A 13,765-nucleotide genomic window follows, 5' to 3' on the forward strand; every position below is an offset into this window, starting at 1 on the left:
TATCAGAGAAGACCGTGCAAAGGCACGCGGTCTTTGGCTCTCGAAGCGTGAATTCCACGCCGCGCGCCGTGGCGTCGGAAATGATGATTTGCAGGGTGTGTACGAGCGTGCGTCGCTCTGGAGTTCTCTGCTTGAGTACATGGACTCAATGGTCTTTGCCACGCGTGTTTTCACGATAGCGTACGAGCAAAAGAGCGGAATGGATGATGCGGGTGAAGTCGACCTGGGACGCTGGGCAATAGACGAACGGCGGTTTGATTACTACACAAAACAGGTCGAATTATTCGACGGTGTTGAAGGGTTAGAAGAGTTCTCCCGTTTGGCACGAGACAAAAGCGACGAGTTGGCTGAGGAGTACAAGCAACCAGAAGACGACATATCTGTCGAACGGTTGGATGCCATTCTCCCATCGTACGAGGCGCTGCTCCACGCAGGGGACGTTTTTGACGAGTTCGTCTGTGAAATGCTTGGGTATGGATGGGGTAGATAAAATGGAACTCGGTGGCTCCTTACCCCACACACCGACCTGCAGCTCCTGCGGAGAGTCAATGAAGCATTACCCGGGGACGGGATGGAACTGCCCGACTATCGGATGCTCAGGGGGGAGATACTAATGAGTGACTCAGACATTCCAGACGAGACCGTGTTCGTGGCCGACAACGTCGACGAGTTCGTCGAGCGGACTCGACACAGACAAATCCTCGATGCGAAAGAGCGAGCGGGTGAAGCGCTCCGGAAAGTCGGCGGGCATCGGCTGGAAGCCCACCGGAGTGGACAGCCCGACCATGAGGCGGAGCGACTGGTTCGCGAGATGGCACGCTCGGCCGTTGAATCGTACGTATTGGAATGTGAAGCGTTGTTCCAGGGAACGCCCGAGGGGAACATCTTGTGGGACGAAGCGCCCATTGCCGAGTTCACGGTCGGCGATGCGCTGGGGTTGGAGCACCGCGACATTGACGCGGTCGAAGTGAATGACGGTATCCCGCGAGACTCAGCCGAATCGGTTCAGGTCGTCGGCGTCGGGCAGTATCCCGACTTGGGCGGCTGGGTCGATGTGACCTACGAGGAAACGCTAAACCGCCGTGGCTCACCGACGACCGAAGAGACGACCCGGCTTGAGCTCACTGTGCCGGTCGACGTATCGCGGGAAGCGTACCGGGCAACGAACACGCTCCTAACTGCCCTCGACCTCGGCGTGAAGACCGGCGAGAAAGGGGGAGAGGTTGATGGGGAGTACTCGGACCTGCTCGACGATCTCGACAAATGAGTGTGAGCTACTACGATCTCGTCGCGCAGGAACGCGAGCAAAAAGAGGATCTCTCCGACACCGAGTTTTGGGACTCGTTGATGAGCGGCGTCTACGGCCAGCGCGCCGGGGACGCCAAGCTGATAATCGATGCCGAAGACTCGGAAAAGGGGTGTGGCAAAACGGGATTAGCCGTCTTCCTGGCGAAGATCCTGTCGGGAGTATTCGACTACGACTTCAGCGAAGAGGATATGACGCTGTCCGGTGCTGAGTACCTTCGACGTGTCCGCGAACACCCGGGCGAAGAGCAGCCCTCGGTGATTATTCTCGACGAACTCGCTGGGGCAGGGGCAGGACACGCCTACCGAGAAATGAGCGGCCAGAACGTCGAACTCGGGAATTGGTGGCAGCTGATGAGGAAGAAGCGGATTGTCACCTTGGCGACTGTCCCTCACTGGGGGAAGGTGTCGAAATCGATGCGTCGTGAAGCGGAGTACCGACTGCATTGTCTCAAAGAGCCGATTGGGTACTTCAAAGCGTACGAGGTGACGACTTCTTTCGCTGAGGGGGACATTCGCACCCGGGGACTGGACGATGAGCGGATTGGATTCCCGGATATGCCGTCGCGGAACGACCGACACTACAACTACCTTGACGAACGCAAAGATAGGCTTCTGGCGAGTGCGACGACCGACGCTGACGCACTGCATGAGGATGAACAGCCGAAGCGGGTAGACCCTGAAGAGATACGGGAAGATGAGCGCAAAAAGACGCGTGTGGAAATCGCACAGTCGATGCGTAATACAGGACTGTCAGGCCGTGAAGTGGCTGATATCATCGATTGCTCTCACACCTGGGTTTACGAGAATACCGTGAATCCCGACGCCTGAGCGGGTCAGTTTCCACAAACAGTATTGGAATCGCCAGACGGCGGCGATGTTGGTGGTGGAAGGAAGGCAAGTAAAGAGTACATATATACAGACACACTTGTCTGGGAAATCTCAACCCAGAGCTTCCAAGATGCGAGCGTGGCCGCTCACAGCAGCTGGTCGAAGCCGTCCAGCGGATCGTCACTGCCACCACCGTTCAACTCGTCGAACGACTGAACCACGCCGGTATCGAACACCTCGTCGGCAGCGCCAAAGTCGACCGGTCCGGATTCGTCGTCGTCAAACACATCGCCCAGGTCGACGTCCGTCTCCGTGCGCGTGCTCGTCTCGAAGCCGAGTTCGGTGCGAAGCTCCTGGCGTTGCTCGGAGCGCGTCTCGGTACGCAACTCCTGCCCGATCTCCGTACGTGTCTCGGTGCCGAGCTCCTGGCGCTGGTCGGTGCGCGTCTCTGTGCGCGTCTCGGTACGTGCTTCGGTGCCGAGTTCACTGCGGAACTCCTGTCCGAACTCGGTGCGTGTTTCGCTGCGGGACTCCTGGCCCAGCTCGAGGCCGGTCCCCGTCCCGATGTTCAGTTCGGTGTCAGTCGCGCTCCCGAAGCCGGTGTCGTCGAACACATCTTCGACCGCCGATTGCTCGGCCTGTCCGACCAAGTCACCGGCGCCAGCCCCTACCCCCGCACCCACACCAGCCGCCGCAGCGGCCGACGACCGGCCAGGCGTCCGTGCGGCTTGGGTCACTTCCTGCTGCTGGGCCTGCTCGCGTAGGTCCTGCTGGGGCTTTGCATCGGCATCGGCTGTGGTCCCCGTCTCTTGCTCGGTTTCAGCCGACCGGAAGCCAAGGTTCGTCGGGTCGCCACCGCTGGGAACGTCGGTGGTCGCTTCGGGCTGCCGACCACCGCTCGGTTCGCTGCCGAACCGCCCACCACGGGTAAGGTCAGACGACCGCGCTTGCGTGCCGCCCAGGTCTTCGGCCGTTATCGTCGTCGTGTCCGTGTCGGTACTGCTCCCGGAGGTGTCGCTGTCCGACCGGCTGCCGAAGGTCTGCTGGCCGCGCGTGTCGTCGATGAACCGCTTGAGGGAGTCGGGAAGGTCGGGCGCGTCGGGCGTGTCCGGCGTAGCCCGCCGTGCTGCCCGGGCACCGCGAAGCGCGGTCCGCAGCGCCTCTTCCCCGGGCTGGATAGCGACACCGGCGGCTTTCGCGCCACGGGCACCGGCCACTGCCCGACCGGCACCGAACGCCGCAGTGCTCGCGAGCGCACCACCGAGGACCTGTCCGGTGAACTGCGTCGGGTTGTTTGATGCGAACTCCGCGCCCTGTCCTGCCCGGAGCGCGCCGGCTTCCGTCGCCTCCTGTGCGAACTCCCCGCCGTCGCCTTCGACTGTCTGCTCGCCGGCTTCGACGGTGAACTCGGTTGCATCCACGCCCGTCGCGGCGAGCGCCGGAATGTTCGCGATGGCGCCCGCTCCGCGAGCGCTGCCTTCCCCGAACGCTTCGAGCTGGACGGGGTCGCTCTGCTGCCCGGCGTCGCCGCGTGCCAGGTCACCCACGCGCGTCTCGGTGTCGTCGAGCGCGTCGGCCGACTGTTGTGCCCCGGCCGTGCCGAGGGCGAGCGCAACAGGGTTGCCCGCGCCGGCGAGCTGGCTGCCCTGTTGCCCCAGCGCGAACACGTCGCCCGCCGTGTCGGTCACCGGGCTGATAAGACGATCGTCGACGAACCGCCCGGCACCGGCGAGCGTGTCGTCGATGCCGGTTAGGTCGTCACCGAAGCGGTCGTCGTTGGCATTGGCCGCGTCTTCACGCCCACGGCCGACGAGCGACCCGTCGCCTGGCACGTCGATGCCGGCCACGCCTTCGACCTGTTCGACAGCGCCGGAGAAGATATCGCCCTGTTCTTGCTCTTCGCGGGCCTGGATCTGCTGGGCACCTCTCTGTGTGACGTTCACCTGTCCATCTTCGACGGTGAAATCCTGCCCCTCTTCCAGCCCGGTACGCTCTTCGAGCTGCTCGGCCGGGTCGGTCGGTTCTGGCTGCTCAACCTGTGGCTGTCCGTTTTGGAAGGAAACATCGTCCTCCCGAACTCCAGGGTTTGCACCCGCGATAGCCTGTTCCGTCGCCTCCTGTTGCACGTCTTCGGACACACCGACGTTTCCGTTGTTGTCGACGGACACATCGGCGTTTGTGAAGGGCTCGTTCAGTTGGTCTTCGACAGCGCGCTCGGCCTGCTCATCGGCCTGGCGCTCCGCGATGTTCCGCACCCGCTCCCGCCCGACAGGCGACAGCCCGGCTTCGAGCGTGTCCCCGTCGCGGGTCACTTCGACGTCCTCTTCGCGAAGCTCCGCGCCGGTGGTGTTCAGCCCGTCGACGACGTCGGTCACCTGCTGCCCGGCGACCTGGTCTTCGAGGGACTGGGCCTGCTCCCGAACACGGGGATCGTCGGCCGTGTCTTCGAGGCGGCCGGTGCGCGTGGCATCGATGTTCTCGGTCGAGTCGTTGTCCGGGCTGTCCGTCTCTTCGTCGGGCGTGGCCGCTTCGCTCCCTTCGACACCGCCCGGCCCGATTCCCTGGCTTGGTTCTGTGCTGTCGCCTGATTGAGACGGCAGGTTCCCGCTGCTTGGCGTGTTGCCGACCGGCGGGCTGTTGTCGTCACTTCCAGAACTCCCGCCACTACTGCCGGACGACCCGCCGCCGCTCGACGAGCTGCCGGACGAACTGGCACCACCGTCGCTGGAACTCCCGCCGCCGTCGTCAAACGGGTTATCGTTGTCTGGGGACGGCGGTTCAGGCGTCGACGGCCCACTGTCGTCGAACGGACTGTCTGAATCGCTGCTGGGACCGCCCGTCGACCCGTCGAACAGTCGGTCTTGGCTTTCGGTGGGCTCTGGCGTGCTGTCGCCGCCTGCCGAGTCGTTGCTATCGTCGGACGACGCATCGGGACTCTCTCCACCGTCGTCTTGCGTATCTGTGAACGACCCGTCGCCGTTCGAGCTCCACCAGTCAAAGAACCCCATCTGTCACACCTCTTTTTGGAAGTAGAGCTTCCATACTCCAGATATTCGGCAGTATCGACAAAACCAGTTTTGGGTATGTAAGAAGTCTTATCTAAAATCGGAGAGGGAATTATTCGCGGTGGACGTGGACGTGGATATGAACCTCGTCGTCGTCGCTCCCGACGCTCACCGCGGCAGCCTTGCTCGCGTCACTTCCGTCGACGTCGTAACTCTTGCCACAGGCCGGGCATCGGGAGGTGTCCTGGCCGGCGGCCACGCCGTCGCGGTCCGTATCGAACGACTCCCCGCAGCGGTCACACTCAATTTCCATTGCTTCTCAGCGCGATATCGGTGGTAGGGCGCTTGAGAGGTGAACGGAAGGCCATTCTGTCCGCATCAACCCCGGGGGAAGCGTGTACGTCAGCCATTCCAGACCCCCTCATCTTGCTCTGCGAGTGCGTCAGCGAACTCAGCGAGCAGTTCGATGTTCGCCCGGGCCTGTCGAAGGCGAGTCGCCATCTCTTCCGGACTGTCGGAGTCGTAGGCGTCCCGGACTTGGTCGGCCGTGATATCTATCTGTGGTGCAAGGACCTGCTGGATCGCCATCCGCCGTCGGTCTGCCTCAATACAGCTCATCGAAGCCATCCACCTCCAGGGCCTGTTCTATCGAGTCGATTAGTGCCAGCGCGTCGTCTTCGGGAAGCGAGAGCGTCACCGTGCCGATCTCGAAGACGGTGAACTCGATAGTGACGTCTATGTCGACGCCCGGTTCGCGGATAGGTGCCACACGCAGGTCAACATCGCTCCTGATGCCCTGGAGTTCGATGTTTCCAGTACCGGCGTCCTTGAGCTCCGCCGAGACGCTGTCGATATCTGGCACGTCGCTATCCATCCGCGTCCTCCCGCGCCGCCTCTGCCATGCTGAGGAGCCGCTCTCCGATACGTTCGGCCTGGTCGGGCTCAAGGATCGAGCGCATGCTGAGAGCGTCGTTGTTGATCGAGATATCGACGAGCGAGTGCCCGTGAAGCTTCCCGATCTGGAACCGAGCAGCGTCTGGTTCGAACTTCAGTTCGCCCATGACGGATTCCGCGGTCGTTTCGTGGTGGTTCTTCGCTGTACTCTGGCGTCGGTCGTCGGAGTTATCCGACGTGGTGGTGTTAGTTGCCATTGCTGGTTCTCCAGCACGGTCGAGGGCGTATCAGCGCCCGTCGGCCACTTCTTGAATCCCTTTCGAGGTGTGGCGTCGTCCCGTGCGTAACTTCTTGTATACTCTGTGTTGACTTAGTATTTACGCCGTAAACACTATGTTGTTTCTAAGTGAATACGAAGACGGAGTGATTACAGCGTGAGAACGCCCTCAGAACTAAGTAAAGCCGAAGCAACTACCGACGACATGGTCAACCGTGATTATTCTCCGTCGGATACCGAAGAAGACGTCCTCGACGTCCTACGCGAAGAGTGGCGCGCAAATCCGTACCTGATCCGGCAGCGGTCAGGCCACGGAAAAGGTACCGTCAACACAGCGCTGACGCGTCTCACGTCCGCCGGTTGGGTGAAGAAGGTCACTCGCGGGCTGTATGAGTTCGTCGAGGACCCGCGGACAGAGGACAGCGATGAGGCCCAGGGAAGTATTGATACACCTCTCGACGGGACCGAAGCCGCCGAAACCGTCGAGAGTCACGACGACTCCGTACCCGCTGACCCGATAGCCGACGCGCTCGCCGGTTGGTCCTACGGACGCACGGATGATGAGCAGGCGGCGAATCGTACGGTTGCGCGGGCGTCCCTGGAGTGGCTCCGCGACACAGGCGAGCCGGTTCGGCAAAGCGACGTACCGCTCGACGGGCTCGCAGAGGACGACCCGGAAGAGCGGACACCGGACACGCTCTGGCGCTCGGTCATCCGGGGCGCCTGGCAGCACGCGGTCGGGCAGGGCTACGTCGAACAGCCAGATTCCCGATCTTACAAGTGGGTTGGTGGCAATGAGTGAAGTCTGGTATCCACCCAATTTCGGGCAATGGCCCGCCGAAGCTCAAGGGGTTTGGTACTCGGTCAACTCGTCCCGAGGCGAAGCGATTCGACAGCTCCGCGAGACCGTCGGCGTCGACACTGACAAACCGAAGCAACTCACTATTGAGGACATCGCCGCCGCAGTCGAATGCCTATCCGACGGTGACCGAACACTGTCTGTCAGCGACTCGAGGCGGACGTGTCTCTCTGCGATGTACGACGAGGCGGGGATTGAACGCGAACCCAAATCAACAGTGAGTATCGAAGACATGGGAGCGCTCATGGGCGCCCTTCGAGACGAGTTTCCGACGTCGCCGTATCCGGTCGGCGAATCTTGGTAACGACTTGTTATACAAGTCGGAACAGATACCCCTGATTTTCACTCGAAACCCGGTGTGTCCGGCTGGTCATTAGCTTCTTGAGTAACGGAAACTAAAGTAATCGTAATGCGTATCGAAGCAACAGCCGGTGACGAACACAAAGTCTGGCTCACCGACGAGGAGATCGAGGACCTCCGCCGAGCCACGAACAGCCAGCGTGACGATATCATCATCCAGCTCGGCGCGTTCGTCGGCCTGCGCGCCTTCGAGATCCCGCAGGTCCGGCCCGTCGACGTGAAGGAAACCGAGAGCGGACAGTACCGCCTGCGCATCAAGGCTGGGAAGGATACCACCGGGAACGGCGGGAAGCCTCGCGATGCCTACCTCCCCGACCACGTCGAGCGCGACCTCCAGCGCTACCAGAACGAGCACAACATCGCACCGAGAGACCCCGTTATCGATTTGAAACAGCCTGGTGTCCGCGCTGCTGTGAAGCGCACAGCGGAGCGTGCTGCCGACGAGAGCGGCGTCGAGGACTTCCGGAAGGTCAGCACCCACGACCTGCGCCGGCGCTTCGCACAGCGCCTCCTCGTCGACCAGCAGATGAATCCGCGCGTTGTGATGGCCGTCGGTGGGTGGGATAGCTTCGCCGCGATAGAACCGTACCTGAACGCCCCCAGCGAGGACGTCATCGACGACGCGTTTGCAGAACTGAACGGGGGGCTGTAATGGCGATGAACTGCCTGCTGTGTGTGTCGAACGACCACAACACCCGCGACTGCCCGCACCGAGAAGGAATCTGCTCGATGTGCGGGCGGGCGTATCGGTCGTACATGGACCATCTGCGGGCGTGTCCCGCCCGCGATTCTAAGCGGTAACTGTACATTTATCGATAGTAATCACTGATTCCTGCGTTTGCTAACAGATTCCGGGCGTAACCTACCAGAAACAGAACCGTAGTGATAGCGCCTCTACTGCCGGATGTGAAAATCGACAAATCGCAAGACAGCGCGTTGGTTTTTCTTATCTGATTAATACAAACCGCGCTCAGAACAACACCACAAATAAGGAAACTAACCGTTATCTTGGCATATAAAGTGTGTCTCGGTGGGTCGCGTGACTATTTAAACGGGTGTCCGTTTAAACCCCGTTCGTCGGCTGTCGTTTCCGCGTTACCCCCGGTGGTTTGATGCCGCTAAGTCGGGATGTACCCTCCGTTCATCGGTTGGACCGCGCCCTCGGTCTTCAGTTCCTCGAGTGTCTCGAGCACGACCGCTTCGGGGAGCTCGCACACAGCAAGCACTTCGGCCGCTTCCGCTGGCTGGTTGTCGTTGTTCTCGACCGCCTCGTACAGGGCGTTCATGACTATCGGCTTTGGCTGGACGTGTGCATCGCTGTCGGTGTCCTGGCCGTCGTCGTCGGTCTCGTCGGTTTCGACCGCTTCGCCGCCGTCCGTGGCCGCTTCACCGTCGCCCACGCTGTCCGTGTCTGTGTCTGGCGTGTCGATGACAGCCACTTCGGTCGTCGGGTCGATTTCCAGTTCCAGCGCACCCAGTTCGCTTTTCGTTAGCTTCGCGTTCACAACCCGGACAGTCGCGCCACTTGGTAGGGTGTCCGCGCCCGTGCTCACAGCCGTGTAGTCTATCCCGCCGTTGTCACCTGACAGGTGCCCCGCTCGGTTGTTGAAACGGTCCATGTGCTTGCCGGTGACAGTCGCTTCTATCGCCGGCAGACGGCCATTGTCGGCCATATTCTCGGTCGATACCTCGGTCGGTGACAGCGGCAGTTCGTCACCTCTGTCAGAGTTGTCAACGTTGGCGCTATCGGCATCGACCGCGTCATCGAAGTGGTCGGTGTAGCGGTCCTGCATCCAATCCGGCATATACTGAGTCGCTTCTTCTGTCCACCTTATACGCTTCCAGCAGCGGACTCTGTCGTCTTCGTCGTCGTCGGTGGCAAGTGCCCGCGACCGTGCGGTTTCTACGTCGGAATCTACGGTCCCCGGGAATTGGCGTTTGAATCCTCGCTCACTGGCTGCCCTCTCTTGCCAGGCATCCATTACCGACTGATAGACTCTGTAGGCGTCGTCTTTCCGGATTTTCATTGACCCGTCGGCCGGTTCGACAACAGTCCCCGCGAATCTAACGATCGGGTCAGCTTCCTGATTATAGATGTCGAACCGCTCGTCGGGCTCTTCTGGCATACTGTACTCACCACGGTTTTCTCGAAGTCGCTGACCGTGTTCGACTGCCAGCTCCAGAAGACCGCGCATCGCGGCGGCGTCCTCAAGCAGCCTTTGGGCGACTTTCGGAACTTTTTCCTTTTCCATCGGGTCGTCTGGGTCCGGGTCAGAAACGAACCTGTACGGCATTTCAATCGGGTAGAGGCGGTCTTTGATCGACGGCTTCACTTCGCCGAAGCGCGGCGGTTCGTTCGCGCTGAAGAACAGCGCCGCCTCGTTCTGGAAATTAAAGGTCTTCTCGTACTTTTCGTTCGCTCGGATATTCGAGCCCCCGGATGCTTTCTTTAGCGTAGAGAGCTCCTGAAGCGTACCGCCGCCGTCGCCGCTCATATCGTCGCCCCAGTTGAGGAACTTGCCAGGCAGATCTCCCGTAGCGAAATCATCATTCACCAGTTCGTCGATTTCGACGCTCGCTGCGTTGTCTTCTCCGACAAACCCAGTGAACAACTGAGCGAGTTGCGTCTTCCCGTTCCCACCAGGTCCGAACGTTACAACGAACGCGCGGTAGGGGTGTCCGGGCATCAACCCGTGTGCTAAGTGGTCGAGGAGCGTGTCACGGTCGGCTTCCCGTTGGGTGATATCATCCATGAACTCCAGCACCCTCTCCTTGTCTGCCTCTAATCCATTCTCTGGCGTTGGGAAGTCGGTATCGAGACCCCGGACAAACCGATACTCGGGGTCATGGTCCAGCATCTTCCCGGTGTCAAAGTTCACAACACCGTTTCCGACGCAGAGAAGCGCACCGTCGTGCTGACGGGCGTTCAACTCCCGGCGGAAGACCCGGTTTCCGTCTTTGATACGGGCGATGACCTCCGACCTTTCTGCTTTGGTGTAGTGGGGACCGAGTTCTTTTTTGAGAGTCGTTCCGATTACCTGCTCGCCGTACTTCCCGTAGGTCCCGCTCTCGGAGTCGTAGACCCACAGTTGGTCGGACTCGTTGACGCACATCCAACTGGTTTCATCCTCGAGCACGCCTTCGGCCGCCTGTCGAGCAGGGCCTTTGTCAATGTCTGAGTCTTCCTGCGCGAGCGCGTACAACTGCCGCACATCTTCCCAACCTGCCCCTTCGGCTGGTTCTGGCGTATCCGGCGCCTCGCGCACTGCGTGGCCTTTCGAGCTCCGGGACGGGGGCGTCCAACCGGCTTCCTTCGCGTGGTGAATCAAAGTCCCGACAGTGACACCGTTGCCCTGTTCCGCACCATTCCATATCGCATCGATGTAGCGCTGTGATTGCTCGTCCCAACCAGGCCCTCGCGACCAACTTTCGAAGACATTCTTCCCGGTCGTCCCGCTGTCCCAGTCGTGGACAGCGAAGGCGATATCGCGCCACTTCGGGTAGGCGCACGACGAGCCAATGTGACTGAGTGCGTCTTCGATATCCTCGCGCTCTAATTCCAGATCCGAGTCGCCGCGGCGGCGAGCCGTTTCCGAGGGCTCAACTCGTGGATTCTCGCCTTCGATTTCCGTGTGGGCGTGGAATAGGAAATCTGTCGGGTCGACCGCGCCAACGCCCCCGTGGCCAGCATTCAGGGCGTCGCCGGTAAACGTACAGAACTTGTTGGTGAGAAACTCGACCCCCTCATGCTCATCGTCGCTGAAATGACAGTCTGACCACCACTCGGGCGCTTCCTGGCCGACGAGTGGTATATGAAGACCGTCGCCGCTTGGGGAGCGTTCTATGTACGCATCTTCGTCGATAAAGTCGGCCAACGACGGAAGCCAATCCTTCGGCGATTCCGGACCGGTCAGGCAGCCATCGAGATCGAGACAGCCGTACAATCCAGTGGGGTGGCTATCGTTGTCCTTCGCCATCACATAGCCGATCCCCCAACTGTCTACTTCCTCAGCCGCTTCGACCGCTTCTTCGAAGGGGTGCCAGTCGTTCGGGTCGGACCAACTGATTCTGAAGTTCCCCCGCCAGTGTGGTTGTCGCGGAGTGTCGTTCGAAGCGTCCCACAGTAGCCACTGGTCCCGCTCTTTCAACTCCTCCGGGATAACCTCAGGTTCAAAGCTGACGGTCGTCATGCAAATCGCCCCCTGGGTGTCCCGGCTGGGTCCCGGGGTGTCCTGGGTGATTTCATTTCAGCCGGGACACCCTCAACGGACGATAGAACCGGTGTACCCGCCGAAATCATAGTAACTTTTCTGAGGTGTCCCGGGTGTCCCGGCTGTTTTGAGAAACCGCTTACCGGGCGCATGTGCACACACGCACACCTACACGCAATGGTTTTGCGAATCACCCAGGACACCCAGGACACCTTAGATTTCTTACTATGAATTCGGCTGTCTGAGCCGTTGAAACAGTCGATAAGGGTGTCCCGGCTGGAAAGGGGGTCAGCCGGGACACCCCGGGACACCCAGGACACCCCGGAGCATCCTGACCGGTACATATTCGAATTTCGTTCCGTCGTTGGTCGTCGAGTAGCGTACATCGTTGTAGTGTCACACATCGCCCGCCGCCCGAGGACGGCAGCTCGAAACACACCTACCGCTAACTGTCGGGCGATAGGTTTACATCGGAGCCTGCAGAAGCCTAAGATGTCCAATCGTCGGCTTTTGCGGGCGCTTGATTTCTCGTAGTTACTACTTTGCGTCTCTTGCCTACCAACTGCCAGCCGTGCCGTAATAAGGCTATTGGAGCACCCAATCATCCCATCACCTCACGCTTGACGAGAGCGGCCATGTGCCGGCCACAGAGGACGCGCTGGCCGACCCCGTCAATGACGCCCCGCACCAACTTTTCTGCCGTCGTGCAGCTGCTCGCGCCGCAGACAGCCGCGTCTGGTGCTGGTTCGATGTCGACACCGGAGATGGCGCTGAGGTTCAGCACTCGCGCGTCGCCGGTTGCTGCCTCGGAACTGCTCATGCCGGACCACCGTTCAGGACTGTGACGATCTCGCCCTCCATCTCGTCGACGACGAGGAGCGCGTCGGTTTCGTCGTCCAGGTAGGCAGCGCCCTCGACGCCGTCCCGACGTACGCGGCGTGCCCGGTCGTACATCGCCCGGAGTCGCTCGCCGGGGAACGCCTCGGTCGGGTCGACGCGCTGCAGGTAGCGTAGCGGCGCGTGGTCAGTGATCCTCATCGCTCGCCCTCCCGGAGGTACTTCCGTCGCAGCTGGCCAGCGGTGATGTCGCCGGCTTGGAAGCGCTCCCAGTCGTCGACGTTCATCCGCTCGAGGAGCACTGCCGCGCCACGGGTTGAATGCGGGGCGCTCATCGTACCCTCCTGGTGGTGGTCGGTCGGTCGTCGGTTCGTCGTTCGTGTCGTGGTGTGTCGCGCATGGATGTCTCTCCATGGCGTTTCCCGCGTCGTTCGCCGTCGGCCGGACGGTAGTTTTACCGTTCCGGCCCGCTTAGGCAGAAGTGAACCGGTTAGTGCCGGTTGCCGACATCTGCCCCAGGCGATTTTCACCGGGCACGACCGCGGAGGAAAGCCACCCTGTAGGGTCGTGCCCTGCACCGTCTTTTGATGTACCCATGACCGCCCGGTGTCTCCGAGCGGGGGCGTTGTTGCTTGTTGTGTAACTGATTGTTACCCCCGCTACCACTTATAACTTTCTTGGACCGTGGAAGATATATGGCGATTTCTTCTACTTGGACGGAATTAATAAGTGCAAAGGCGTGTAATAGACGCATGTGACCGAATCAGACCGCGGACGGCCAGAGTCAGTTACGGCAGAAGACCTTTTCGAGCATCTTCAGCTCAGCCGGGAGCCGTGTACAGTTAACGATTTTTCCGAGACGTTCGACGTGACCGCCAAGACGATCCGGAAGAGGCTGGATGCACTTGAGCGATACCCCGGCGTCGGCTCAAAAAAGGCGGCGAACGCTACTGTCTACTGGTACAGCAACCCAAAGCGTCGTGAAGATGAGCAATTCGGCGGCGAAGATGTTGCAGAACTCCCATCTGCCAACATTGACGCAGAAGATTACAGAGAGGGTATCAGAGAAGACCGTGCAAAGGCACGCGGTCTTTGGCTCTCGAAGCGTGAATTCCACGCCGCGCGCCGTGGCGTCGGAAATGATGATTTGCAGGGTGTGTACGAGCGTGCGTCGCTCTGGAGTTCT

General features: G+C 60.6%; 16 protein-coding genes. 7 read left to right on the top strand and 9 right to left on the bottom strand.

Going from position 1 to position 13,765, the window contains the following annotated elements:
• The 3 genes from NDI54_RS21050 to NDI54_RS21060 form a co-directional block, all read left to right on the top strand.
• A partial coding sequence (locus NDI54_RS21050) for a hypothetical protein (protein WP_310898272.1) occupies positions 1-490 on the top strand: 490 nt, incomplete at its 5' end.
• A 123-nt stretch (positions 491-613) separates the two neighbouring features.
• Positions 614-1,267, top strand: coding sequence for a hypothetical protein (locus tag NDI54_RS21055; RefSeq protein WP_310898273.1), 654 nt, complete (start codon positions 614-616; stop codon positions 1,265-1,267).
• A complete protein-coding gene (locus NDI54_RS21060; RefSeq protein WP_310898274.1) occupies positions 1,264-2,136 on the top strand; it encodes a hypothetical protein in 873 nt (290 codons plus the stop codon). Before NDI54_RS21055 ends, NDI54_RS21060 begins: the two co-directional genes overlap by 4 nt.
• Positions 2,137-2,282: 146 nt before the next feature.
• Here the strand turns inward: NDI54_RS21060 and NDI54_RS21065 are convergent, their stop codons facing one another.
• From NDI54_RS21065 to NDI54_RS21085, 5 genes are all read right to left on the bottom strand, one after another.
• Positions 2,283-5,144, bottom strand: coding sequence for a hypothetical protein (locus tag NDI54_RS21065; protein ID WP_310898275.1), 2,862 nt, complete (start codon positions 5,142-5,144; stop codon positions 2,283-2,285).
• Between the two features lie 109 nt (positions 5,145-5,253).
• Complete coding sequence (locus NDI54_RS21070) at positions 5,254-5,454, bottom strand: hypothetical protein (protein ID WP_310898276.1); 201 nt, start codon at positions 5,452-5,454, stop codon at positions 5,254-5,256.
• An 89-nt stretch (positions 5,455-5,543) separates the two neighbouring features.
• Positions 5,544-5,759: a hypothetical protein gene (locus NDI54_RS21075; protein ID WP_310898277.1), complete on the bottom strand. Its 216-nt coding sequence runs from the start codon at positions 5,757-5,759 to the stop codon at positions 5,544-5,546.
• Complete coding sequence (locus tag NDI54_RS21080; protein WP_310898278.1) at positions 5,746-6,015, bottom strand: hypothetical protein; 270 nt, start codon at positions 6,013-6,015, stop codon at positions 5,746-5,748. The genes NDI54_RS21075 and NDI54_RS21080 overlap by 14 nt, the downstream gene beginning before the upstream one ends.
• Positions 6,008-6,292 (bottom strand): hypothetical protein, encoded by a 285-nt coding sequence (locus NDI54_RS21085; protein WP_310898279.1) that lies wholly within the window; start codon positions 6,290-6,292, stop codon positions 6,008-6,010. Before NDI54_RS21085 ends, NDI54_RS21080 begins: the two co-directional genes overlap by 8 nt.
• A gap of 177 nt (positions 6,293-6,469) precedes the next feature.
• On the opposite strand from NDI54_RS21085, the gene NDI54_RS21090 reads away from it, so the two are divergent.
• The 3 genes from NDI54_RS21090 to NDI54_RS21100 all read left to right on the top strand — a co-directional run bounded on the left by NDI54_RS21090 (position 6,470) and on the right by NDI54_RS21100 (position 8,183).
• Positions 6,470-7,114, top strand: a complete 645-nt coding sequence (locus NDI54_RS21090; RefSeq protein WP_310898280.1) for a hypothetical protein — start codon at positions 6,470-6,472, stop codon at positions 7,112-7,114.
• Positions 7,107-7,475 carry a hypothetical protein gene (locus NDI54_RS21095; protein ID WP_310898281.1) on the top strand — a complete coding sequence of 123 codons (369 nt, stop codon included), beginning with the start codon at positions 7,107-7,109 and terminating at the stop codon, positions 7,473-7,475. The genes NDI54_RS21090 and NDI54_RS21095 overlap by 8 nt, the downstream gene beginning before the upstream one ends.
• Positions 7,476-7,580: 105 nt before the next feature.
• The gene (locus NDI54_RS21100; RefSeq protein WP_310898282.1) at positions 7,581-8,183 is read left to right on the top strand and encodes a tyrosine-type recombinase/integrase; all 603 of its coding nucleotides are present in this window, start codon (positions 7,581-7,583) and stop codon (positions 8,181-8,183) included.
• A gap of 466 nt (positions 8,184-8,649) precedes the next feature.
• On the opposite strand, the gene NDI54_RS21105 is transcribed toward NDI54_RS21100, so the two are convergent.
• From NDI54_RS21105 to NDI54_RS21120, 4 genes are all read right to left on the bottom strand, one after another.
• Positions 8,650-11,721, bottom strand: a complete 3,072-nt coding sequence (locus tag NDI54_RS21105) for a DUF5906 domain-containing protein (protein WP_310898283.1) — start codon at positions 11,719-11,721, stop codon at positions 8,650-8,652.
• Between the two features lie 622 nt (positions 11,722-12,343).
• Positions 12,344-12,562: a hypothetical protein gene (locus NDI54_RS21110; RefSeq protein WP_310898284.1), complete on the bottom strand. Its 219-nt coding sequence runs from the start codon at positions 12,560-12,562 to the stop codon at positions 12,344-12,346.
• Positions 12,559-12,780, bottom strand: a complete 222-nt coding sequence (locus NDI54_RS21115; protein ID WP_310898285.1) for a hypothetical protein — start codon at positions 12,778-12,780, stop codon at positions 12,559-12,561. The genes NDI54_RS21110 and NDI54_RS21115 overlap by 4 nt, the downstream gene beginning before the upstream one ends.
• A complete protein-coding gene (locus NDI54_RS21120) occupies positions 12,777-12,914 on the bottom strand; it encodes a hypothetical protein (RefSeq protein WP_310898286.1) in 138 nt (45 codons plus the stop codon). Before NDI54_RS21120 ends, NDI54_RS21115 begins: the two co-directional genes overlap by 4 nt.
• 419 nt (positions 12,915-13,333) lie before the next feature.
• On the opposite strand from NDI54_RS21120, the gene NDI54_RS21125 reads away from it, so the two are divergent.
• Positions 13,334-13,765, top strand: a 432-nt coding sequence (locus NDI54_RS21125) for a hypothetical protein (RefSeq protein ID WP_310898287.1), incomplete at its 3' end; no start/stop codon positions are given.

Origin of the sequence: Haloarcula terrestris, from assembly GCF_031624315.1 — an archaeon.
Taxonomy (GTDB): domain Archaea; phylum Halobacteriota; class Halobacteria; order Halobacteriales; family Haloarculaceae; genus Haloarcula; species Haloarcula terrestris.

Excerpts from the sequence above, each read along its gene's own strand:
- NDI54_RS21055 (WP_310898273.1), top strand. The coding sequence starts at position 614 with ATGAGTGACTCAGACATTCCAGACGAGACCGTGTTCGTGGCCGACAAC.
- NDI54_RS21060 (WP_310898274.1), top strand. The coding sequence starts at position 1,264 with ATGAGTGTGAGCTACTACGATCTCGTCGCGCAGGAACGCGAGCAAAAA.
- NDI54_RS21065 (WP_310898275.1), bottom strand. The coding sequence starts at position 5,144 with ATGGGGTTCTTTGACTGGTGGAGCTCGAACGGCGACGGGTCGTTCACA.
- NDI54_RS21070 (WP_310898276.1), bottom strand. The coding sequence starts at position 5,454 with ATGGAAATTGAGTGTGACCGCTGCGGGGAGTCGTTCGATACGGACCGC.
- NDI54_RS21075 (WP_310898277.1), bottom strand. The coding sequence starts at position 5,759 with ATGAGCTGTATTGAGGCAGACCGACGGCGGATGGCGATCCAGCAGGTC.
- NDI54_RS21080 (WP_310898278.1), bottom strand. The coding sequence starts at position 6,015 with ATGGATAGCGACGTGCCAGATATCGACAGCGTCTCGGCGGAGCTCAAG.
- NDI54_RS21085 (WP_310898279.1), bottom strand. The coding sequence starts at position 6,292 with ATGGCAACTAACACCACCACGTCGGATAACTCCGACGACCGACGCCAG.
- NDI54_RS21095 (WP_310898281.1), top strand. The coding sequence starts at position 7,107 with ATGAGTGAAGTCTGGTATCCACCCAATTTCGGGCAATGGCCCGCCGAA.
- NDI54_RS21100 (WP_310898282.1), top strand. The coding sequence starts at position 7,581 with ATGCGTATCGAAGCAACAGCCGGTGACGAACACAAAGTCTGGCTCACC.
- NDI54_RS21105 (WP_310898283.1), bottom strand. The coding sequence starts at position 11,721 with ATGACGACCGTCAGCTTTGAACCTGAGGTTATCCCGGAGGAGTTGAAA.
- NDI54_RS21110 (WP_310898284.1), bottom strand. The coding sequence starts at position 12,562 with ATGAGCAGTTCCGAGGCAGCAACCGGCGACGCGCGAGTGCTGAACCTC.
- NDI54_RS21115 (WP_310898285.1), bottom strand. The coding sequence starts at position 12,780 with ATGAGGATCACTGACCACGCGCCGCTACGCTACCTGCAGCGCGTCGAC.
- NDI54_RS21120 (WP_310898286.1), bottom strand. The coding sequence starts at position 12,914 with ATGAGCGCCCCGCATTCAACCCGTGGCGCGGCAGTGCTCCTCGAGCGG.